This is a genomic window from Bacillus sp. EB600, from assembly GCF_024494385.1.
GTDB lineage: Bacteria > Bacillota > Bacilli > Bacillales > Cytobacillaceae > JAEVLT01.
Window position 1 is genome coordinate 1 of record NZ_JAEVLT010000024.1, and the last position, 21399, is coordinate 21399.

Annotated in this window: 25 protein-coding genes; 5 read left to right on the forward strand and 20 right to left on the reverse strand. The window is 41.2% G+C overall.

The genetic code is table 11. The features are described 5' to 3' along the window. Positions 1-274: 274 nt before the first annotated feature. On the reverse strand, positions 275-502 hold the full coding sequence (locus JN080_RS19705) for a hypothetical protein (protein WP_256237687.1): 228 nt from the start codon (positions 500-502) through the stop codon (positions 275-277). A 133-nt stretch (positions 503-635) separates the two neighbouring features. On the opposite strand from JN080_RS19705, the gene pdaB reads away from it, so the two are divergent. Next, a complete protein-coding gene (gene pdaB / locus JN080_RS19710; protein WP_256237688.1) occupies positions 636-1388 on the forward strand; it encodes a polysaccharide deacetylase family sporulation protein PdaB in 753 nt (250 codons plus the stop codon). A 25-nt stretch (positions 1389-1413) separates the two neighbouring features. On the opposite strand, the gene JN080_RS19715 is transcribed toward pdaB, so the two are convergent. Further along, positions 1414-2079 (reverse strand): KinB-signaling pathway activation protein, encoded by a 666-nt coding sequence (locus JN080_RS19715; protein ID WP_256237689.1) that lies wholly within the window; start codon positions 2077-2079, stop codon positions 1414-1416. Between the two features lie 150 nt (positions 2080-2229). Between JN080_RS19715 and gerD the strand changes: the two genes are divergently transcribed. Further along, the gene (gerD, locus tag JN080_RS19720; protein WP_256237690.1) at positions 2230-2838 is read left to right on the forward strand and encodes a spore germination lipoprotein GerD; all 609 of its coding nucleotides are present in this window, start codon (positions 2230-2232) and stop codon (positions 2836-2838) included. Positions 2839-2941: 103 nt separating this feature from the next. Here the strand turns inward: gerD and JN080_RS19725 are convergent, their stop codons facing one another. The 3 genes from JN080_RS19725 to JN080_RS19735 all read right to left on the reverse strand — a co-directional run bounded on the left by JN080_RS19725 (position 2942) and on the right by JN080_RS19735 (position 5475). Next, the gene (locus JN080_RS19725; protein WP_256237691.1) at positions 2942-3997 is read right to left on the reverse strand and encodes an Mrp/NBP35 family ATP-binding protein; all 1056 of its coding nucleotides are present in this window, start codon (positions 3995-3997) and stop codon (positions 2942-2944) included. A gap of 217 nt (positions 3998-4214) precedes the next feature. Further along, a complete protein-coding gene (gene cwlD, locus JN080_RS19730) occupies positions 4215-4946 on the reverse strand; it encodes an N-acetylmuramoyl-L-alanine amidase CwlD (protein WP_256237692.1) in 732 nt (243 codons plus the stop codon). A gap of 85 nt (positions 4947-5031) precedes the next feature. Continuing rightward, positions 5032-5475, reverse strand: a complete 444-nt coding sequence (locus tag JN080_RS19735; protein ID WP_256237693.1) for a YbaK family protein — start codon at positions 5473-5475, stop codon at positions 5032-5034. A 284-nt stretch (positions 5476-5759) separates the two neighbouring features. On the opposite strand from JN080_RS19735, the gene JN080_RS19740 reads away from it, so the two are divergent. Then, a complete protein-coding gene (locus tag JN080_RS19740) occupies positions 5760-7175 on the forward strand; it encodes an amino acid permease (RefSeq protein WP_256237694.1) in 1416 nt (471 codons plus the stop codon). 160 nt (positions 7176-7335) lie between these two features. Here JN080_RS19740 and JN080_RS19745 read toward each other — a convergent pair whose 3' ends face one another. Further along, a complete protein-coding gene (locus JN080_RS19745; RefSeq protein WP_256237695.1) occupies positions 7336-8610 on the reverse strand; it encodes an MFS transporter in 1275 nt (424 codons plus the stop codon). Positions 8611-8920: 310 nt separating this feature from the next. On the opposite strand from JN080_RS19745, the gene JN080_RS19750 reads away from it, so the two are divergent. Continuing rightward, positions 8921-9301 (forward strand): YkvA family protein, encoded by a 381-nt coding sequence (locus tag JN080_RS19750; RefSeq protein WP_256237696.1) that lies wholly within the window; start codon positions 8921-8923, stop codon positions 9299-9301. Between the two features lie 74 nt (positions 9302-9375). Here the strand turns inward: JN080_RS19750 and pqqE are convergent, their stop codons facing one another. The 7 genes from pqqE to JN080_RS19780 form a co-directional block, all read right to left on the reverse strand. After that, complete coding sequence (gene pqqE, locus JN080_RS19755; protein ID WP_256237697.1) at positions 9376-10518, reverse strand: pyrroloquinoline quinone biosynthesis protein PqqE; 1143 nt, start codon at positions 10516-10518, stop codon at positions 9376-9378. After that, the gene (gene pqqD, locus JN080_RS19760; RefSeq protein ID WP_309144701.1) at positions 10490-10837 is read right to left on the reverse strand and encodes a pyrroloquinoline quinone biosynthesis peptide chaperone PqqD; all 348 of its coding nucleotides are present in this window, start codon (positions 10835-10837) and stop codon (positions 10490-10492) included. Before pqqD ends, pqqE begins: the two co-directional genes overlap by 29 nt. A 36-nt stretch (positions 10838-10873) precedes the next feature. After that, on the reverse strand, positions 10874-11623 hold the full coding sequence (gene pqqC / locus JN080_RS19765) for a pyrroloquinoline-quinone synthase PqqC (RefSeq protein ID WP_256237698.1): 750 nt from the start codon (positions 11621-11623) through the stop codon (positions 10874-10876). Between the two features lie 2 nt (positions 11624-11625). Beyond that, complete coding sequence (gene pqqB / locus JN080_RS19770) at positions 11626-12558, reverse strand: pyrroloquinoline quinone biosynthesis protein PqqB (protein ID WP_309144702.1); 933 nt, start codon at positions 12556-12558, stop codon at positions 11626-11628. Beyond that, a complete protein-coding gene (locus JN080_RS19775; protein ID WP_256237699.1) occupies positions 12540-12788 on the reverse strand; it encodes a hypothetical protein in 249 nt (82 codons plus the stop codon). Before JN080_RS19775 ends, pqqB begins: the two co-directional genes overlap by 19 nt. A 65-nt stretch (positions 12789-12853) precedes the next feature. Further along, a complete protein-coding gene (gene pqqA, locus JN080_RS29950; protein WP_375141714.1) occupies positions 12854-12928 on the reverse strand; it encodes a pyrroloquinoline quinone precursor peptide PqqA in 75 nt (24 codons plus the stop codon). Between the two features lie 293 nt (positions 12929-13221). Next, positions 13222-15192 (reverse strand): outer membrane protein assembly factor BamB family protein, encoded by a 1971-nt coding sequence (locus JN080_RS19780; protein ID WP_256237700.1) that lies wholly within the window; start codon positions 15190-15192, stop codon positions 13222-13224. 351 nt (positions 15193-15543) lie between these two features. On the opposite strand from JN080_RS19780, the gene JN080_RS19785 reads away from it, so the two are divergent. Continuing rightward, positions 15544-16008, forward strand: a complete 465-nt coding sequence (locus tag JN080_RS19785) for a hypothetical protein (RefSeq protein ID WP_256237701.1) — start codon at positions 15544-15546, stop codon at positions 16006-16008. A gap of 236 nt (positions 16009-16244) precedes the next feature. Here JN080_RS19785 and rpsI read toward each other — a convergent pair whose 3' ends face one another. From rpsI to rplQ, 7 genes are all read right to left on the reverse strand, one after another. Beyond that, positions 16245-16637, reverse strand: coding sequence for a 30S ribosomal protein S9 (rpsI, locus tag JN080_RS19790; protein WP_256237702.1), 393 nt, complete (start codon positions 16635-16637; stop codon positions 16245-16247). Between the two features lie 20 nt (positions 16638-16657). Continuing rightward, positions 16658-17095 carry a 50S ribosomal protein L13 gene (gene rplM / locus JN080_RS19795; RefSeq protein WP_256237703.1) on the reverse strand — a complete coding sequence of 146 codons (438 nt, stop codon included), beginning with the start codon at positions 17093-17095 and terminating at the stop codon, positions 16658-16660. A gap of 253 nt (positions 17096-17348) precedes the next feature. After that, positions 17349-18086, reverse strand: coding sequence for a tRNA pseudouridine(38-40) synthase TruA (gene truA / locus JN080_RS19800; protein WP_256237704.1), 738 nt, complete (start codon positions 18084-18086; stop codon positions 17349-17351). Between the two features lie 12 nt (positions 18087-18098). Beyond that, positions 18099-18896 (reverse strand): energy-coupling factor transporter transmembrane component T family protein, encoded by a 798-nt coding sequence (locus tag JN080_RS19805; protein ID WP_256237705.1) that lies wholly within the window; start codon positions 18894-18896, stop codon positions 18099-18101. Then, on the reverse strand, positions 18893-19762 hold the full coding sequence (locus tag JN080_RS19810; protein ID WP_256237706.1) for an energy-coupling factor ABC transporter ATP-binding protein: 870 nt from the start codon (positions 19760-19762) through the stop codon (positions 18893-18895). The genes JN080_RS19805 and JN080_RS19810 overlap by 4 nt, the downstream gene beginning before the upstream one ends. Next, entirely contained in the window at positions 19738-20577 is an 840-nt protein-coding gene (locus tag JN080_RS19815) for an energy-coupling factor ABC transporter ATP-binding protein (RefSeq protein WP_256237707.1), read from the reverse strand. The genes JN080_RS19810 and JN080_RS19815 overlap by 25 nt, the downstream gene beginning before the upstream one ends. A 400-nt stretch (positions 20578-20977) precedes the next feature. Continuing rightward, the gene (gene rplQ, locus JN080_RS19820; protein WP_256237708.1) at positions 20978-21340 is read right to left on the reverse strand and encodes a 50S ribosomal protein L17; all 363 of its coding nucleotides are present in this window, start codon (positions 21338-21340) and stop codon (positions 20978-20980) included. Positions 21341-21399 lie beyond the last annotated feature (59 nt).

The following is a 21399-nucleotide window of genomic DNA, read 5'->3' on the forward strand; positions in this document are numbered from 1 at the left end:
GATCAAACTCTCCAATAAAGAGTATGAGTTAGCTCATAAATGTTACGTTGGCTAGTGAAGATTAACTTCACTATATCGTTTATTGTTGACGTTTTTGTTTGTTTAGTTTTCAAAGAACAAGATCATTATCGCTCATAAGCGACTTTACAAATATATCATCTCAACTTATCAACGTCAACAACTTTTTAAGTTATTTTGATCATCGTTAGCAGCGACGTCTATTAATATACCAGGATTATATACAAAAGTCAATCCAGTATTTTAAGTTTTTTTCTTAAAAAGTATATCCTCTTTCCCTTTTCCTTAAATATCTCATACACTCTTTGGGCGGAGCTACCCGCTTGTACAAAGTAAACAAGACTCGATACCTTTCGTCCATCGCCCTTTTAACGACGTGATCAATCCGCTCATCCTGAAAATCAAATAAGATTTCATCCATTTCCCGCTTAATCAAGTGCTCAATCTCTTGTACCTCTTTTTCATTAATTAAAAATCCGAGCATTTAATCACTCCCTTTTTTGTATAATTGTATTCTTTTCCAACTTATATATTTTTATGTTCAGAATCCTTTAATCATATTTTTTCAAAATTTCACATAGGAATGTGACAAGGATGAATTGGACGAGGTGGTTGAGATGAACTTCTTTTATGTAGTAAACAGTAAATTACTAAAGCAAATATCTTTGGTCCTAATTACAGCATTTTTTACAGCATGGTTGTTGTATATGGAGAACCTTGTAAATTTACCGGCATTTTCTACAAGCAATGGACCAAAAGCGGTATACAGAGGGGAAAAAGACATTGCATTAACATTTAACATTGGATGGGGCGATGAAAAAGCCGGGCCCATCATAGCTGAATTAAAGAAAGAAAACGTTAAGTCAGCTACTTTCTTTTTGGCAGGTTCTTGGGCAGAAAGGCATCCAGATCTTGTGGAAGAAATTAAAAAAAGCGGCTTTGAAATTGGAATCCTTGGTTACAATTATGTAGATTATTCAGACTTGGAGGATCTTGAAATCAGAAAAGATATTTTAAAGGCACAGGTGGCATTTGGAAAGTTAAATATTAAAGGTATTAAAATTCTCCGTGCACCAACAGGGCACTTTGATGAACGAACTTTAAAAATTGCTGAACGTTATGGATATACTGTGGTGCATTGGAGTATTGATTCCCAAGATTGGACGAATCCTGGAATTGAAAGGATTGCTGAAAATATTAAGGACGCAAAAAAAGGCGACATTATCCTTCTTCATGCTTCGGACTCTGCCAAACAGACTGCTAAAGCACTTCCCCTTATTATTGAGGATTTAAGAGGGAAAGGTTTGAAGCTGGTTACGGTATCAGAAATGATCGCCAATGGAAATGCACAATCGTCAGAAATTAAGTAATTAAATGCAAAGCCGTCCATACTAGCTATATGGACGGCTTTTTGCTTGTTTTATTTTTTCCCGGCTTAGCGTGCATTTTCTTCCGCTCTTGTTCAGATTGGGCATTCAACTTATGAAGGATTAATATTTGATAAGCATTACAAGCAAACAGTGCAAACATCATTAAGTACAGCCAGCTTGTTTCATTTACTTTCAAAACAGGAACCCACTCAACGATTGTCGCAACAATCATGAAAAAAAGTGCCGGAATAAAAGCGCCCTGGTTTGTCTGTTTCATCTTATACCAAGCTACAGCAAGACTGATGATGAAAATAAAAACAGCTAAACCTATGTATGGAACAAGGCTTTCTCCTGCTTTTGCAAATGTTACATACCTTAAATAAACGAAATCAAACAATACAAATAAAATCAGAACCACCTGAATCGCATTCCAAAGCGATGCTGATTTAAAAATTCCCAGGCCAAAACGATGGACTGTTAAATAAGCAAAAAAGCCCATTTGGCTTACAACACTAAAGAGAAAACCCATTACAATTAACCAAATCGTTGTAGATAAAATAGCAAGAATCCTAAATTCAGTAAAATAAGGCTGAAATTCAGGCCAACGAACGATAAATCCTACAATTGCAGTGGTTAATCCGCCAATTGCTAAAGTTGTCAAAAACAATCTTACCCAGTTACGGCTAGTCACACTGTTTGCCCCCATAGCATAAATTACATTCCTTTTGATTGTATCAATCTAGGTTTGAAAAATCTACAATTTGCATAACCTAAAACGAATAATCTTTACTCCACTTCTTCATTCTAAAAGTTAAGGATTGATATGTGAAAGGAGCTTATTATGAAAACGATAAGAGCTTTGCTCCTCCTAATGATCGTAGCAGGTCTAACCAGCTGTTCTAGTGATACCGGTGGAGGAGGGCAAATAGATTATGACCAGACCAAAAAAATGGTGGTCGATATTCTAAAAACAGATGATGGTAAGAAGGCCATCCAGGATGTCATGACCGACGATAAGATGAAGGAAAAATTAGTAATGGATCAAAAGGTGGTCTCTGATACCATTCAACAAACACTAACCTCTGATAAAGCAACAGAATTTTGGAAAAAAACCTTTAGTGACCCAAAATTTGCTCAAGGCGTTGCCAAAAATATGCGAACAGAAAATGAAAGCCTACTTAAGGCTTTGATGAATGACCCTGAATATAGAAATATGATGACTGAAGTGTTTAAAGAGCCGGAAATTCAAAAGGAAATGGCAGATGCCCTAAAAAGTAAGGATTACCGGGCACATTTACAAACTGTCATTTCCGAAACGATGGAAAGTCCATTATTTAAAGCAAAAATAGAAGATATATTACTTAAGGCTGCAAGTGAAATGAATAAAAAACCTTCCAGCCAAGGTGGAGGCTCCCAAGCTGGAGGAGGACAAAGCACATCTGGTGCTTAGAATAGCCGGCGTGCTCTATCTGGCGCTGGAACGATTCTTTCTAAGACGAAAACTTTCCTTATAAAAAAGGAAGCTCCTTAATTGACAGGGGCTTCCTTTTTTACTATTTAAGTTTATTTACTACCTTTTCGGCAATTTCTAAGTAAATTTCCCCTAACTTATGGTCCGGCTGATAGATGGATGGTGCGAATTCTTTTTCATCCCAATAAGGCTGTGCAAGCGGTAGCCTTCCAAGGACTTCCGTATTTAGTTCTTCAGCTAATTTATCGCCGCCGCCTTTACCAAATACGTATTCTTTTTCTCCGGTTACTTTACTTTCAAAGTAAGACATATTCTCAACAATGCCGACTACTTCATGCTCTGTTTTTAATGCCATCGCACCTGCACGGGCCGCTACAAAGGCAGCCGTTGCATGCGGAGTTGTGACAATAATCTCTTTACAAGCAGGAAGCATTGTATGAACGTCCAAGGCGACATCCCCTGTTCCAGGCGGTAAATCTAATAGCAAATAATCGAGGTCTCCCCATTCAACCTCCTGGAAGAAACTATTTAACATTTTTCCCAGCATTGGTCCACGCCAGATAATCGGAGCGTTATCTTCCACGAAAAAGCCCATGGAGATAACCTTTACTCCAAATCGATCAACCGGAAAAATTCTCTCGCCTCTTACTACCGGTCTTTCGGTAATTCCCATCATGTCAGGAACACTAAATCCATAAATATCAGCATCAACGAGACCGACCTTTTTGCCCAAACGAGCTAAAGATACAGCAAGGTTTACGGAGACTGTTGATTTACCAACTCCGCCCTTACCACTTGCAATCGCAATAAACGTTGTTTTACTGTTCGGAGATAATAATCCTTTATTATCATTTTCACTAGCACTTTCTCTGTACTTTTCCACTACTTCTTCAGGAAGTTGACCAAAACGCATACCGACTGATTCAGCGCCAGCTTCTTTCAATAGGTTCACTATTTGAGTTTGAAGCTGCAGCTGCTCTGCGGTACCTGTTTTCGCAATAGCAACTTTAACGCTAACATGATTTTTCTCTTCTTTTATTTTAACTTCTTGAATGGCATCTAACTCTGCCAATGGCTTATGTAAAAATGGCTCTTTCAACCCTCCGACTAATTCACGTACCTTTGCTTCTGTTAACATTAAGACACCCACCTTTTGAAGTCGTTTTCAAACACTAGTATAACATATCCACCACTAGAAACAGTTATTTGTATCACAGGTTTTCCTTGTATCAAGAGTAAAAAGGTCTGCAAGAAAAATGCACGCCTCCTTATTTAGGAAAAACCCGCCCTGTCATGAGCGTTAATCTAGACAATTAAGAAAAGGCTACAAAAATAGAAGGTGCTGAACACCTTCTTTACTCTGTCTCTTTCAGTTCCTTCTCCTTTGTAAAATAACGAGTGATTCCGGTATAGATCGATTCTGCCACCTTTTCCTGGTAAGAATCCTTTTTTAAATGCACTTTTTCAGTTGGATTTGAAAGAAAACCAATTTCCACTAACACACCAGGTTTATTGGCATTTTTTAAAATATAAACCTGGTTTAGCGGCTTAGCCCTTCTTGTTGTATTACCTAAGTTTTTACGGAGTTCGTCCTGTATAAATTTAGCGGCTCTTTCATTTTCTTTGTACTGTGATGCATAAAAGGTCTGTGCTCCGCTCCATCTTGGGGAAGGAATTGCATTTAAGTGAACACTTACATAGAGATCGAGATCATTTTGATTAATAATTTTTAATCTTTTTTTCAAGTCCTCTGTTTTACGCCTGCTATAGCCCCTTGTACCTGGATTAGCTAAATCCTTATCAGTTTCTCTCGTCATAATAACAAGCGCACCCTGTTCTTGTAATAAATCCCTAATTTTTAAGGAAACAGCTAAAGCGATATCCTTTTCTTGTGTATTCTTATCGCCTGCCCCTCCATCGGGTCCCCCGTGGCCAGGATCAACTAAAATGATTTTACCGGTTAGAGGGAGATTCCAGGAATTCCATGATTTCCAGGACTTATTCTTCGCAAAATCGTATTGCAATATAAAAAAAAGTAAAATGAGGCAAGCCGCAATACCAATTAATTTTATCCTACTCTTTGCCACTTCAAATCATTCCTTCCCGCCGTCCAAGTTCAATTTATCTATATGGGACAAGGACTAAATTTAGAACAGGAAGAAATGTTGCTGATTAGTGGAGGCGTAACTTGTGGCGTCTTTCCCCTTTTTCGAAGCCCTCCCTCCACCATATATGAATATATTGCTCACACATATAAAAAAGCGATTCACTTAATGTACCTTCTTCACCATTCCCCCAATAAAGCAAAAAGTTATATAAGGTGTCGATTAAATGTTTCTCTTCGAAATGACAGCGTTTTTTTACATCTTCCATATTTTCTCCATAATAACCAAACTTGCTAAATTTGGCTCCTAATAAAAATGCCTCCAGCGCAACATCATAGCATGCCTCTTCTATTCCAGTGTTCATAATGAGGCTGGATGCAATCCTTGTTGAACCGAAGTAATGTTTTACTCTTTCTTTTAACTTGTTAATGGAAAGTTCCTTCAAAACGGAACGCTCGTATTTTATTTGTTTTTCACGTTGTTTATCTTTAAAGGTTGTAATCACATTCACTCATTATTCACCTCTTAGAACTATTCTTCATCCTTCGTTTGTAAGAAATGCAGTCCATATGCAGAATTCAATTTCCAATTTTTCAAATTGGGAAGAAAGCGCCAGTTAAGTATTTTCCCTATTTGATATCAGTTTCTGGATTCTAGGACAGATCGGGTTGAAAAATCGCTTCAATCCCAATCGGCTTGTGTTTGAATCTCGAAGAAACAGCGTTGTTTTTTCAGTGACTTATTCCCAGCATTTTTTTAAATACAATGAAGCATGATAAAACAACAGAGAAATCAATGAAGAGGGTGTTCGTTATTTTAAAAACATTAAAAACAGGAATGATTCTCCCCCGTGGGGAAAAGCCGGCTGAATCCCATCATGGCGGGCTTAATGCGTATAGTTTATCGGGGCTAGGAATTGGCGGTGTCATTGGTGCAGGCTTCTTCCTCGGCTCAGGTTTAGCAGTCCGCGAAGCGGGGCCATCGGTGTCATTGGCTTTTTTAATCGGCGGGATTATTATGATGCAGGTTCTGGGGGCAATGACAAGCATTAATGTAAATCGGCTTGAACACGGTTCATTCCGCGTCTATGTTGAACAATTTTTAGGCTCCTACGCCGGTTTTTTGGTTGGGTGGGCGGTATTCATTTCAAGTATCCTGGGAATCGGCTCTGAGGCCATAGCGATGGGGGTTTTTGTTCACTATTGGCTGCCACATATCCCGCTTCCCGTTTGGTCCATGTCATTCATGATCATTATCGTTCTATTGAATGCAATGAATATGAAAAATTTTGGTCGGATTGAATCTGGAATGGCAGTGGTAAAAACTTTTGCAATTTTAGCCTTCATCATTCTTGGCGGCTATGCATTGATTACTCATGGCGGCTACACAAAGCAGAATCCTTTTTCCAGCGTACATGGTTTCTTTCCGAATGGTACGTCCGGTTTATTGCAATCAATGCTCGTTGTTATTTTTTCCTTCTCAGGGATTAGCGCACTTGCCATGGCCGCTACAGAAGTATCTAAGCCGCGTGTAGAGATTCCCAAGGCAGCAAGATACATGTCATTTGGCTCCATCGGACTGTATGTACTTTCAATGCTGGTATTAGTGATGATCACTTCCTGGAATAAGGTGTCAACAAAGAAATCACCGTTTGTCCATGCTTTTGATGTAATTGGAATGAATTGGGCTGCGGCAGGGTTGAACCTAGTTGTTTTGCTTGCAGCATTTTCTGTAATGGCTGCCAGCTATTATGCTTCAATCCAACTGATTGTGTCGTTATCTGTGGCAAAAAAAGGACCTCGTCTATTCCTCCAGCATTCAAGGCGAGGGTTTTACCGCAATGCCTGGCTGGCTGTAGCCGCAGGTACATTAATCGTTGTTGGAATGTCATTTTTACTGCCATCCACCTTATATAATTATTTGATATCAGCATCGTCATATTTCACCTTTTTAAATTGGACACTCAATGTTGTTACTTTTCTGATTTGGCGGAAAAGGCGGAGGGAAAATGAAACGTACGAATCAAAGCTGATCTGGGGCCGTCCTGGAGCGTATGCTACGATTGCTGCCATCCTCGTGCTTTTTATTATGAGCCTACGTGTACATGACTTTCTTATGGGATTTTATGCTTCCTTTGGCTTTATTGTCATTATTAGTGTTGGTTATTTTATTTGGACCCGCCGACACTTGCACCATAACCAGCATTCATAAGAATTTACTGATGTGAAAATTTAGGGTGATACCACAACCAACTTATAGGATCTTTTAATTTCCCTGTCCTCTTTTATCACCCTTGTTCGGTCACTTTGAGCACAATTCGCTTAGCTTAAATGTGTCATCTAAAATCATTTTAAAAAATTCTATTACAACATCATCTGGATGGAGCATGCAATTTCACGCGAGTATCGTAATTGTGAAAGATTTTTCCATATAAATAAGCAAAACTGAATTGTAAACCGGAAGCTATGTAAAAAGGCAGGGACAGTGAACCCAATCCAAAAAGATAACCTGTGATATACGGTCCGATTGATGTGGGCAGCCTTATTGAAAGGAGATTGATGCTTGATGCGAAACCGCGGCGCATATCACGAGTCAAACTCACACTCAGCGCTTGCTGCGCCCCCTGGGTACCACGGTTTAAAGCCGTTCGGATGACATACACGACAGAAACGAGAGCATAGGAAGATAGTAAGGGCATCAAAACTAAAAGCAGGCTTGCCATGAAGCGAATCAGCACAATGGATTGGATTGTCCCGTGTTTGTGGGATAATCTTGCTTGTAAAATTGAAGTAACACCCGTCGCGAAAAAAGTAATAGCCAACGTGCTTCCAATCTGAGTACTGCTTGCCCCAAATTTAGCCGAAAACCAATAAGACATCATCGGCCCCGTCAGTCCGATGGCAATCCCATTTAGGATGTTAATGGCAGCCAGTTTCAAGACAGCCACATTTTCTTCGTGTAGGGTTTTCATATTTTGGTCCCCTGACTTCTCTTTTCTGTAGCCTTGTTGTCTTTCAGTTTCTCCGCCCCGAATGGTTAAAATGATCGAAAATGTGACAAGAGTTAAAACGAAAATAAAGCAGAATATGAGGCGATGAGAAGATACTCCTGAAAGCTTATTTTCCCATAAGGTCATGGTCCCTGCCAACACCGCACCCGCTGCCATTCCGAAAAAGCTAAGAGCATTATTAAGACTGTATACCTTTCCACGATCAGCAGCTGGGATAAAGGCCGCCAGCCAGGCCTGCTCCGCCGGGGCACACGGACTGGGTGAGCCAGCATCCGCTTTTCCAAAACCAGAAAGTGCGATCGCGATAAACAACAAAATAAAATCTGTCGATAGTACCCCAATTAACGCACATCCAGCTGTTAGCAGTTCATAAAAAAGGATAAATGGTTTTCTCCCCAATCGATCACTATAAACACCTATAAATGGCGTGAGTCCAACACTGAGTAATCCTCCGGCAGCAATCACACTTCCGATCGCTGCTGTGCTCCACCCCAATACATCCAGGTATAGGGCCAAATCAACAACCATCATACCTTGTCCAATACTTCGTAAGGCATTGACCAGCATTAGTCGTCTGGCTGCCGGATAAATTTGTCCGGCTGCTGCATCCACCTTCTGAACAAAAATAACCTTCACTTTTATCACTTCTTTTCCATTTTTCTTACATGTAAATTAATAAATGACGTGTATCCGGGATATCCATCCGCTCGCCGAGCCTTGCAGGATACTCTGCTTAAAAGGGTTCCAAACTACACTGTCATTTATACACAACCAATACGCTTACTAAAGGGGAATCCTGCCAATGAATGAAGCATGGTATCTTTATAAAACGCAACAAAGAGTAGTGCGACATAACATGTTTAAAAAGACGGTCTTTGAAGCAAAATAAAGTGATAAGTGTGGGAGGGGTTCCCGATGAATTTGTTTGAGAGGAAAATAAGCGATTATGGTTATTAGACCAAAGAAATGGAAGGAATTCATAAAAGGCTTAAAACTTAATATCTATATCTTGTATATTGCATATCGTCATCCGAAAACACCTTGGTATGCTAAAGCATTTTCACTGTTAATTGTTGCCTATGCGTTAAGCCCCATAGATCTTATTCCAGATGTGATCCCAGTATTGGGTTATTTAGACGAAGTTATTTTGCTTCCCCTAGGAATTTTGGGGGCGTTTACACTAATTCCGGATCATGTACTGCAAGAATGCCGGGTTCTCGCCTCGCAAACTCCTAAAAGGCTGGGGAAAAATTGGGCTGCAGCAATTGTCATTCTTCTCGTTTGGATTAGTCTCGCCACATCGATTCTTTTCAAATGGGTTATTTAAAAAAGGTGCCAAAGGTTATAGCATTGGTCACCTATAGCACCAAATTTTCAATCGCTTTTTTTATTATCAGCCTTTTATGGTGCTTTTAACGCGGTTTCGTCTAGATGATGTCTCCTATAAATCATTGATGATGACTGTATCATGGGTTTTTTATTCGCATTCTGTACAGCCTTTTCAATCAGATGATGTTTTGGTGCCCATTGGCAGACGGGATCAGTCGCATAAACATCTCCGGTTAAAGCATAAGCCTGGCAACGGCACCCCCCTCCGTCTTTGTGTCTCTGATCACATGAAAAGCAGGGTTCAGGCAGCCATGCTTCACCGCGGAATTGGTTAAAGGAGTCCGAATCATACCAAATATGTTGGAGGGACGACTCACGGACATTTTCAAAGGACAACCCTTTAATCATTCCGGCAGTTGGGCAAGGGAGGACAACCCCATTCGGTGCAACCGTAAGACCGATCGTTCCCCATCCTCCCATACAAGGCTTGGGTGCCTGCGCGTAATAATCAGGAATGACCCAAATGATTTCCATTTTTTTCTGAAGGCGTGCTTTGGCAGCCTCATAGATTTCACTGGCACGCTCGATCTGTTCACGGCTTGGTAACAGCTGCTCCCGATTAAGCAAAGCCCAGTTATAATACTGCGTGTTTGCCAGCTCCAGCCGTTCAGCTCCCAATTCCTCGGCGAGCATTATAATCCCATGCAAATCATCAAGATTCAACTTGTGTAACACGACATTTAACGTCAAATGTATACCTGATTTTTTTACCGCATTAACAGCCTCCCGTTTTTTTTCAAAGGCTTTGTATCCGCCGACCATGTCCGAAAGCTTCGCTTCTCCTGCCTGGAAGCTCACCTGTGCATTTGCCAAACCGGCCTCTTTAAGCCGAGCGGCCTTTTCAGTTGTTAATCCTATCCCACTTGTAATGAGATTAGTATAGATCTCTAATGAAGTGGCGTGATGGATAAGGGCATCCAATTTCTCGTAAAAAAGTGGTTCCCCACCAGAAAAATGAACTTCTACCACCCCCAGATCGGCTGCCTCCGACAAAACACGGCACCAGTCTTCGGCAGTAAGCTCCATTGCTTCTGAAGTCATTTCAATTGGGTTCGAACAATATGGACAATGCAAGGGACAGCGATGGGTTAACTCTGCGAGCAGCGAGTATGGAGGTTGAACGACATTATTGTTCTTTATTATCGACTTTGACATGTTTATCGATCACCACCCACCCTTGATCTGCCATCTCCCAAAGAAATTCTGAAATATCCGCCTTCATCGTATTCAAATCGGGCAATTTATCTGAATCCTCTGTTTCCGTGTCTGTCTGCAGTGAAGCCCTCAGGTTTTCGGAGATGGTGTGCACCGTTCGGTTCCCGTCACATAGACTAAGGATAGATGCGGCGGTTTCGTTCAAGACAACAACCCTTTCCGGTAACAGAAGGAGATTCTGCTCTCTCACCTTATCAAATTTTATTCGCGCTTTTGCTGCGAGTTTTGGGAAGCTATTCGCTAAAATTTGCTTCACCACCAATCAAATATTCTCGGGCAAGTGATGAACCATCGGCTACACATTAGGAGGAAAAGCCTTTTCGATGGCATCAAGCTGCGCCCACAACACATCACACTTAAAACGTAAAGCTTCGACAGCCCGTCGTTGGTCTTCCGGCGTTTGGCAATAGGTCAAAACAAGCTTGAGGGCAACATCCGAATCATGCGGTGCCTGCATCAAGCGATTTTGAAAATAATCAAGGCCTGCCCTGTCAATCCATGGATAAAACCGTTCAAGTACCTTTATTCGCTTTGAGATGAGACCCGGTGAAAATAATTCAGTTAACGAGGAAGCAACTGCTTCAATCCACGGTTTTTTCCGTGCAAAATTTACATAGGCATCAACGGAAAAACGAACACCTGGTACAACATGCTCCTCCCTCAACACTTCTTCCCGGGACAAGCCCACAGCTTCTCCCAGCCGCAGCCATGCCTCAATGCCTCCCTCTTCTCCTTGCTTACCGTCATGGTCAATAATCCGCCCAATCCATTCACGGCGCATCTCCCTTGACGGCAGTCTCGATAAGATGGCTGCATCTTTTATCGGAACAGATTTCTGATAGTAGTATCGATTGGCCACCCAGCCGCGGATTTGTTCCCGGCTTAATTTCCCCTGATGCATTGCCACATGAAAAGGATGTTTGTCATGATAGTAAGAACGTCCGACATCCTTTAACCGCTCTGTAAAATCATCCTGTGTCCAGAGCTCAACCCTTTTTTGTTCCGGCACCTTTATCCGGCTAACTAACCCACCTTGATCCAGCATAATCACACCTCCACTTCCATACCGTCATATGCTACCTCGAAACCAAGCTGCTCCAATGCATACCTCTCTATAGAGTCCTTCTTCAGAATAGGATTACTGTTGTTAATATGGATCATGATTTTTCGCTTGGCAGGGATTGAAGCTAACCTCTCCGCAATGCCTGATTGACCGCTGATTGGTAAATGTCCCATACTTCTTGAATCGCGCACGGCTGCGCCCATCCTAACCAATTCGTTCTCCGACCAAAAGGTTCCGTCGACCATCAAAATATCAGCTTTCCGCAAGCAAGATTCTATAGAAGGGGTGATGCTTTCTAATGTTGGAAAGTAAGCGAGACGTCTGTCGGAGCTCTCATTGTGAAATACCAACCCGACCTCCCAAAAATCTTTCGAGCCATCATCCTGCTGGCTCCACCGGGCATAGAGCGGTGCCTTTTTTGAAACGGGAACCGTCTCAACGGTTATTGTTTCTTTGGTTCCTTCCTCTAAAGATCCTACCCGTTGCCGAACATCAGGAGAAAGAATCTGCCATTCCCATGAACAATAGTTTTGTAGCATCGGAATCACCGGAAAAGCGGATTGCAAACTCTTTCGAACAATCTCGGTTCCATAGATAGTTAAAGAAGATCCCTCCCGCAGTGACAATAACCCGATCGTATGGTCAAGTTCAGCATCGGTTAAAATAACACCCGCCAGTGGAGTCTCTCTTATACCAGGGCCTGGATGCAGAGCAGAAAAGGATTCAATCTGCCTGTGAACATCTGGTCCGGCATTGATAAGATACCAGTCCTTTGCATTGGCACTTACCGCAAGAGAAGATTGTAATAACGGTCGGAGTGCATCGTTCCCTTCGCGAACACCACGACAGTTTGGGCAAGCGCAGTTCCACTGCGGAAAGCCTCCTCCCGCCGCCGCTCCTAAGACTTTAATTCGAATTTGGCTTCAGTCCTTTCCCCGGAGATTTGAACATCGTTTTTGCCTAAATCCCATGGTTTTCCAAATAATTTTCCAACTTGCCACCCAATTGCCATATTGACCACAGCCATTAGGAGATATAATAGATAGTCTCCGTACGGTTCCGGAGTCAGGAGATCAACAACCAGCCACCCTCCAGCTATTGCACACCCAGTAATTGCGCCTATCACTGATTTTAGGTAACGTTTCATTTTGCACAACCTCCATTAATTAGTTAAACCTATAAGACATATACATGAAGCAAGGAGCATCTCTGCTACTTGCCAACGTAGGCATACATTGTCACCTCAGAAGCTGTATTGATCACTTTGTACTCAGGCTTCACCCACATGTCATTTACCCCCTTTCATGATACTGACAATTTTATAATGATCCTTCGTCTGATTTTCCCTTACAAACTTATCTTATGTCGGTGGAAATCCCAAAATAACTAGAATTTCGACGAGAAGTTGTCCAAAAGTGATAATGAGTACGTTTGAATATAGAACAAAATTGGACAAAAATGAGGAGGAACCCACTAAATTATTCTGTTATGAAAAATAAAACAACCTGAGTCGGAATGAAACCGAACTCAGGTTGTTTAGGTCATGATGATCTGCTTATAAGATTTTCCACTTTAAAAAATTACTTCTTATCGGCCAGCCATTTTGCCAAGGCCGCTGCCTCATCACCCGTAGCGAGGCCGCCCGGCATTCTTCCGCCGCCTTTAACAATTTGTTTTAATATATCCGCTTCAGACATGGATGAACCAACATGCTGGAGATTTGGACCGGCTCCTCCTTCAAGATTTTGACCATGACAGGAAATACAGCTTTTTTTGTATATTGTTTCAGCGTTAATCGACTGTGTAGGCTGCTTCCTAGGTGCTTCTTTATTTCCATGGCTGCCATGATTGGCATCATCTGTTTTCCCTGAACCTTGTGGAGTTTTTTCATTAGTAACAGATTTTTTCCCGTTCAGTCCATAGGTAACAATCTTTGTTCCGGTAACAAAAGTAACGTATTGTTTACCATTTTGCATATAAATCGCTGGAGCCATCATAATCTGCTCCCCGCCGCTTTTCATGTTCCATAATACTTTCCCGGTTTTGACATCAAGAGCGCTAACGGTTCCATCCAGCTCACCGTAGAATGCCAGTCCTGTAGCAGTACTCGTAAACCCGCCGCGCATCGGTTGATTCGTCTTATTCTGATAAACTTGCTTCCCGGTATTCACATCAATCGCAGTAATAGTGCCGGATGTCTCTGCATCTTTAGGTGTAGTCAATAATTCAGTTCCTGGGAAAAAACCATTTTTTTGCTCAAGTTCATTCTCATCTTTCGCCGCGACTCCTAAAGAGGGCATATTAATACCAGGAATTAATACATAATGAGTTTTAGGATCATACGTTTCTGGAGCGTAATTTTCCCCGCCTTCAACCCCTGGCCATTGAGGTGCAGCTGTATTTTTATCAGTGGTCAATGGCGTGTGCTGGATTTTGACGAAAGGAACACCATCATAAATGGTCTCACCCGTCTTAGCATCCCAGGCAAACCATTTTCCATTTTTACCGCCATGAACAACAATTTTTCTCTTTTTATTGTTAACCTTGGCGTCCTTTATAATCATTGGAGTGGCCGCCGCATCATAATCCCATTCATCATGCTCGACTTCCGACTTTGCCCAAACCAATTTGCCTGTCTTACTATCAAGAGCAACAACCGAATCAGTATAAGGATTATTACCAGGGCGAATGGATTCGAAAAAGTCAGGAGCCGGATTTCCTACGCCAAAGTACATCATATCGGTATCCGGGTCAAAGGACATCGGATTCCAGACGGCTCCGCCCCCTGTATATTTACCCTGCACCCAATCCTTCCCTTTTTCTGGGACAGTCCAGAACGGCTGTTTCCAGGCAGGTGACAGATCGCTTGCTTTGTAGGCCATAACAAAGCCTCTAATGCCTTGATCTCCGCCGCTACTTCCGACATAGACATTTCCTTTGTAGTACATTGGAGCCGATGTTTCGTAATACCTGTTTTCAAGCGTGGCTCCCGGTACAGTATCCCATAGGTTAATTATTTTAAGCAATTTTCCATTTTTCGCGTCAAGCTTGGCTAAACGGTCATCTGCAATGAGTACAAATACATTACCATCACCGACAGCTACTCCCCGGCTGGCAACAACCTCCATTAGGCTTAAGTCCGCATGGTCAAGATGGTCTTGGACATCTTTAGGCGGATTCCATTCCCAAATCTTTTTCCCGTTTGCAGCATTTAATGCAAACACACGATTCATTGAAGTCGTTACATACATAACACCATCTTTAACAACCGGGTAATCCTCCGAAGCATTCGGAGCGGTCTTATCCCAGTTTGCTAAATCCGCCTCCCAGACAACACCTAAATTCTTAACATTTTCTTTTGTAATCTTGTTATAAGGGACATTTCTTGTTTGCTGATAGTCATACCCCCAGAGTGGAAAATCGCCTTTTTCTGCTTTGGCGGTTGGTCTATTGTCGGTGTTCTGCTGCTTATTCTCAGATTTCGTTTGACAGCCAACAATTAGCATTACGGCCAGTAAAGCCGTGCTTACAACTTTTCCATAACCCCTCATGAACAAACCTCCTATACTATAAAGTCCGGAGCTGCCATTTCATATAACCAAATTGCCTCTTTTATTAAGTTTTCTTTAAATCTTCCTTTCACTAGAAAATGCTTATATGATTAGGCCTCCCTCATTCTCTATATTGAGTTAAAAATTCCTTAATTATGTAAAAAAACGTACAGATAGATTCTTAAATCTGCAATTTTGCGAAGGGCTTTTTTATAGTAAAGAATATTTATAAAAAATATAGACAATCTAGAAACGAGGATGATTAGTTCTTAAAGGCTTGGACAAATCTGGATGCAATGAAAAAACCTGTTTGTCATCCTTTTTGAACACAAAATTTAGGAGGGTGGTCCAATGAAATTTTTGTTAAAATTTACAAGTGGCTTTAGTGGGTTTGTCTTATTCCTTTCTTTACTCACTGGGATGACATTTGCTTCTTCCCAAAGTGCAATGGCTGAATCGGCAAAAATAATCGGTTCTGCTGAAAATAATGGAATAAAACTTACGATTACGAACTATGCAATTAAGAACTACGGTCAAGAGATGATGGTGTATTATACCGTCCAATCAAACTCGGATCAACAGGTAGACACGAATGAAACAGGTCTTTTAAATAAACCTGATATTTCGATTGGACATAAGCACGTTCAAGGGAACGACACTTGGCATAAAAAAATAAGCAGCCAGGAATATCAGGGTGCAGTTACGGTGGAGATTCCACAATATACCCCGGCCATATCTAATGTAGCATTTAATACAGACACTATTCTTAATCAAAAAGGACTATGGACGATTAACTTTCAAATAAAAAAGCAATGATTAAAAGATTCATCCAAACATTTAGAGTACCTCAAAAGAGTTTTATTAATACCATACTGAAAGCTCTTTAGAACCCTAGGTCCATCCTGGGGTTTTTATTTTGAAGTGGTGGCTCCCTGATCATCGACGGATAGAATGTTAGGGCCTCGACTGACATAAAGGAAATATAGTTAGCCTGCAAGGGAATAAAAAAGACCCCCAACCAAATTGGTTGAGAGCCTTTGAAACGCCAAGAATTAACGTTTTGAGAACTGAGGAGCACGACGCGCACCTTTAAGACCGTATTTCTTACGTTCTTTCATACGAGGGTCACGAGTTAATAAACCTGCGCGTTTTAATGTTGGACGGAATTCTGGATCTGCTTGAAGTAAAGCACGAGCGATACCATGGCGAATTGCGCCAGCTTGACCTGTGTAGCCACCGCCGCCTACATTTACAAGAATATCGTAGCTGCCAAGAGTTTCTGTAGCTACTAACGGTTGTTTAACGACTGAACGTAAAGCTTCAAATGGAATATAATCTTCGATACCACGATCATTAATAGTAATTTTACCGCTGCCTGGAACTAAGCGCACACGTGCGACAGAGCTTTTCCGACGGCCAGTACCAATATATTGAACCTGTGCCAAGTTAATTACCTCCTTAAAAATTATCCGCGAAGTTCGTAAACTTCTGGTTTTTGTGCTTGGTGTTGATGTTCGCCGCCAGCATAAACGTGTAACTTTTTAATCATTTGGCGACCAAGAGTATTTTTTGGAAGCATGCCGCGAACAGCACCTTCGATCATTTTTACAGGGTAGTTCGTACGCATTTCAAGAGCAGTTCTTGTCTTTAAACCGCCTGGATGTAAGCTGTGACGAATGTAAAGCTTGTCAGTTAACTTTTTACCAGTCAATTCGATTTTAGAAGCATTAAGAATAATAACATGATCACCAGTGTCAACATGTGGTGTATAAGTTGGTTTATGTTTACCACGTAGTATTGATGCAACTTCAGAAGCTAAACGACCTAAAGTCTTACCTTCTGCATCAATAACGTACCATTTACGTTCAATATTTTGTGCATTTGCCATAAACGTTGTACGCATGATTTTCCCTCCTATTAAATCCATATAAAGATCATATTTTTCGCGTTTTAGTTATGCATTCAGAATTTCAAACTGTTCCGGGAATGAAAGACTAATGCCTTTATACGCCTAAGTTTCGGTTTCATATATTTTAATCACGATTAAGACTTTCCGGGGCTTTATCGTGGGTATAAAACACACACATATGATATTTTAAAGCCTTAACAGTCAAATGTCAAGAAAATGTTACACCAGGCAAGGTTGTATTATCAAATTAATAAAATACCTTCCACAAATAAAGTCCATGTGCTGGAGCTGTTTTTCCTGTTATACAACGATCCCTTTTTGCTAAAAGTTCTGGGATATCCTCCGGCTTTCTCTCTCCTGAGCCAATTTCCAAGAGAGTACCGACCAAAATCCTAACCATATTATATAAAAATCCACTTCCAACAAACTGGAGTGTCAGCAGCTCTCCCTCCATGGAAAAATGAATCTCCTTAATTGTTCGGATCTTATCCTCCACTTCGGTCTTTGCTGAGCAAAAGCTTGTAAAATCATGTGTTCCAAGCAAATGCTGAGCCGCTGCCTGCATCGCTTCAAGATCGAGAAAATATGGACATTGATACGCATAATTGCGCTTAAATGGATCTCGTTTAGCGGATAGATACAAAAAGTACCGATATTCCTTACCAATAGCGTTATACCGGGCATGAAAGGTGCCACTAACGCACTCAACAGAAAGGACAGCAATATCCCTTGGCAACACTGAATGTAATGCAGTCGGCCACCTGGACTCAGGGATCGAAAGCGGTGAATCAAAGTGAATAACCTGACCCTTTGCATGTACACCGGCATCGGTACGGCCGGAGGCAAATACTTTTACCTCTTGCCCTTTATGAAGCTTTGCTAATCCTGTCTCAAGCTCGCTTTGCACCGTCCGCTTATTTGGCTGGACCTGATATCCAGAAAAGTTTGTTCCATCATATGAAATGATACATTTATACCGTTGCATCTTTTTTCTCCATTATGTTCTTAGTACATATAAAAGAGCCGTCAAAACAATCAGCAATAAAATTTGCAGCGTATCTGCGTTCTTCCATGATAACAGCCTGTATTTTGTACGGCCTTCACCGCCACGGTATCCTCTTGCTTCCATCGCAATCGCCAATTCTTCAGCTCGTTTAAAGGAACTTACAAACAAGGGAATCAGTAAAGGAATTACGGCCTTAACCCGGTCTTTAATTGGTCCGCCAGAAAATTCAACACCTCTAGCCATTTGCGCTTTCATAATTTTATCCGTTTCCTCCATTATGGTAGGGATAAACCGTAAAGAAATAGACATCATTAGTGCGAGTTCATGGACAGGAAAACGAACCTTCTTTAATGGATTCAACAAAGTTTCCAGCCCGTCAGTAATTTCAATTGGAGTAGTCGTCAAGGTTAGCAACGATGTCATTAAAATTAAGAAGAAAAAACGCAGGGAAATAAAAATCCCTTGTCTGACTCCTTCATCGTATATTTTGAATGGCCCCAATTGGAACAACAAATTTCCCTCTTTAGTAAAAAATAATTGCAGCACCAATGTAAAAATGACAATCCAAAGAATTGGCTTTAGTCCACTGTATAAAAAGCGAAATGGTATACGTGAGAGTCCCAGCATTAAAAATGTATAAATACCAATAAGTGCGTAGGTCATCCAATTATTTGCAAGGAAAATAACACATACAAATAAAAAAATAATCGTTAATTTTGAACGGGGATCCATCCGATGGATAACCGAATCAACAGGAACATAACGGCCAAAAATCATTTTCTCCATCATACCCGTTCACCCCTTAGAAGTGACTGGGCAGCAGCAGTGGATAACTCTTCAATTGATAAATAGACCTTCTCCAGTTTTACACCTGTTTTCTCTTCCAGCTTAAGCTGAAATCGAACAACTTCCGGAACGTCAAGACCCAACTTAATTAATTCAGTTGGTGCTGAAAAAATCTCTTCAGCAGTACCTTGTTTGACAACCCTGCCCTGATGCATAATGACAATTTGGTCGGCATATCTCGCAGCGTCTTCCATACTGTGTGTTACCAATATCGTTGACAGCTTCCTTTCCTGATGAAGCTGATAAAACATCTCCATAATTTCTTTCCGTCCTCGTGGATCTAATCCAGCAGTAGGCTCGTCCAGAACAATGACATCGGGATCCATTGCCAGCACGCCGGCAATCGCAACGCGTCGCATTTGGCCTCCTGATAAATCAAATGGCGACTTTTCAAGGATATCTTCTGCTAAACCAACTTGCAATAGTGCGGCCCTTGCCCTTCGTTTTGCTTCCTGCTCCGAAACTCCAAAATTCATAGGGCCAAAAATAATATCCTTTTCAACGGTTTCTTCAAACAATTGATGCTCAGGAAATTGAAAAACAATTCCTACCTTTTGACGCACATCCTTTAAATTCTTATTTTTCTGATGTGCTTTAATTTCCCGGTTTCCAATAAGCACAGTTCCCTCTGTCGGCTGCAGTAAGGCATTTAAGTGCTGGAGAATCGTTGACTTACCAGAACCGGTGTGGCCAATAATAGCCATGTAGGTCCCCGTCGGGATGTCAATAGAGACATCTTGAATGGCAAGGTGCTCGAAAGGAGTATTTGCCTGATAACGGTACTCTACTTGTTGAAGCGATATGTCCATAGCTCAGTCACCAACTCTTCTTCCGATAAATAATGCTGCGATAATCCAATCCCCTTTTGCCTGAACGCATTACTCATTTTCACAGCAAAGGGAATATCTAGCCCTAATTCAATTAACTCCTCTTCCATTGAAAAAATTTCCTCGGGCGTTCCTTCTCGATAAACCATTCCTTTATTCATAACAATCATTCGATCGGCTTTCGCGGCTTCATCCAAATCATGAGTAATTGAAATAACAGTTAAGTTCTTCTCTCCCTTTAGCTCACGGACAGTTTCTAACACTTCTTCTCTTCCTCTTGGATCAAGCATGGAGGTTGCTTCGTCTAAGATAATGATCGCTGGTCTTAAGGCTAGCACCCCGGCAATGGCAACGCGCTGCTTCTGGCCACCGGAAAGATGGTGGGGCTCTTGATTAAGAAACTGATCCATCTTAACTTTTTTTAATGAGTCTAACACTCTTTGGATCATGTCTTCTCTTGCGATCCCGTTATTTTCTAAACCAAAAGCCACATCATCCTCAACGGTTGTACCGACAAACTGATTATCGGGATTTTGAAATACCATCCCTATTTGCTTGCGGATATCCCAAACGGAAGCTTCAGTAAGCTTGATTCCTGCTACGGTGATCTCCCCCTGCTGTGGAAATTGAAGCCCATTTAAAAGCTTCGCCATAGTAGACTTACCTGAGCCATTATGGCCCACGATGGCCAACCACTCGCCTTCAAAAATTTCGAAGGAAACATCCTTTAACGCGTAGGTTTGACTATTATCATACTGAAAGGAAACATTATCCAGAGATACAATCGGCTTTTTCAACTGTTATTCCTCCCCTGTCTCCGCTATTCTCCGACACATCATTTTTCCTAGAAATACAAAAAAAGCCTGCACCCCAACCCTAAACAGAAATCGAAGAGATCTGTTATCTAAAGGAAATTTCTATAAAGAAATGGGAGGAGGTGCATGAGCTAGACGAGACGTAATTATTCAGCGCATCCTATGGATGCAGCAAATCAAAAGTTACATGAAATCATGTCAATTAAAAAAGACTAAAAGATAACAATTAAAACTTTTAGAATTTCTCCAATCAATTGGAGTTACGCTCATCGTAACGCTCTTTTTGGCTTGGGTCGAAACTATTCGATTCTTCTGCAGAAAAAGGGCAGAGAACAAGTTTGATCTAAAAACTGTCCAACGCCCTTGTTGTCTGTTTTCCTTATTAAACTAACTCGATAATAACCATTGGTGCACCGTCGCCGCGACGAGGTCCAAGTTTCATGATACGAGTGTAACCACCTTGACGCTCTTGGTAACGAGTTGCAATGTCAGAGAATAGTTTTTGTACTGCATCTGTACCATTTTCAACATCAGCTACTTCGTTACGTACATAAGCAGCAGCTAAACGACGTGCATGCAAATCACCGCGTTTGCCTAAAGTGATCATTTTCTCAACAGTTGAACGAAGTTCTTTCGCACGAGTTTCTGTTGTTTCAATACGTTCATTGATAATTAAGTCTGTAGTTAAATCACGGAGCATCGCTTTACGTTGAGCGCTTGTGCGTCCTAACTTTCTGTATGCCATGAAGGATTCCCTCCTTTTTGAAGTTATAAAAACGGATTAACAGTTTACAAGAAAACAGC

Coding starts and splice junctions, on each gene's coding strand:
- JN080_RS19705 (WP_256237687.1), bottom strand. CDS start 502: ATGCTCGGATTTTTAATTAATGAAAAAGAGGTACAAGAGATTGAGCAC.
- pdaB (WP_256237688.1), top strand. CDS start 636: ATGAACTTCTTTTATGTAGTAAACAGTAAATTACTAAAGCAAATATCT.
- gerD (WP_256237690.1), top strand. CDS start 2,230: ATGAAAACGATAAGAGCTTTGCTCCTCCTAATGATCGTAGCAGGTCTA.
- JN080_RS19725 (WP_256237691.1), bottom strand. CDS start 3,997: ATGTTAACAGAAGCAAAGGTACGTGAATTAGTCGGAGGGTTGAAAGAG.
- JN080_RS19740 (WP_256237694.1), top strand. CDS start 5,760: ATGAAGAGGGTGTTCGTTATTTTAAAAACATTAAAAACAGGAATGATT.
- JN080_RS19750 (WP_256237696.1), top strand. CDS start 8,921: ATGGTTATTAGACCAAAGAAATGGAAGGAATTCATAAAAGGCTTAAAA.
- pqqE (WP_256237697.1), bottom strand. CDS start 10,518: ATGTCAAAGTCGATAATAAAGAACAATAATGTCGTTCAACCTCCATAC.
- pqqC (WP_256237698.1), bottom strand. CDS start 11,623: ATGCTGGATCAAGGTGGGTTAGTTAGCCGGATAAAGGTGCCGGAACAA.
- JN080_RS19775 (WP_256237699.1), bottom strand. CDS start 12,788: ATGAAACGTTACCTAAAATCAGTGATAGGCGCAATTACTGGGTGTGCA.
- JN080_RS19780 (WP_256237700.1), bottom strand. CDS start 15,192: ATGAGGGGTTATGGAAAAGTTGTAAGCACGGCTTTACTGGCCGTAATG.
- JN080_RS19785 (WP_256237701.1), top strand. CDS start 15,544: ATGAAATTTTTGTTAAAATTTACAAGTGGCTTTAGTGGGTTTGTCTTA.
- rplM (WP_256237703.1), bottom strand. CDS start 17,095: ATGCGTACAACGTTTATGGCAAATGCACAAAATATTGAACGTAAATGG.
- truA (WP_256237704.1), bottom strand. CDS start 18,086: ATGCAACGGTATAAATGTATCATTTCATATGATGGAACAAACTTTTCT.
- JN080_RS19805 (WP_256237705.1), bottom strand. CDS start 18,896: ATGATGGAGAAAATGATTTTTGGCCGTTATGTTCCTGTTGATTCGGTT.
- JN080_RS19810 (WP_256237706.1), bottom strand. CDS start 19,762: ATGGACATATCGCTTCAACAAGTAGAGTACCGTTATCAGGCAAATACT.
- rplQ (WP_256237708.1), bottom strand. CDS start 21,340: ATGGCATACAGAAAGTTAGGACGCACAAGCGCTCAACGTAAAGCGATG.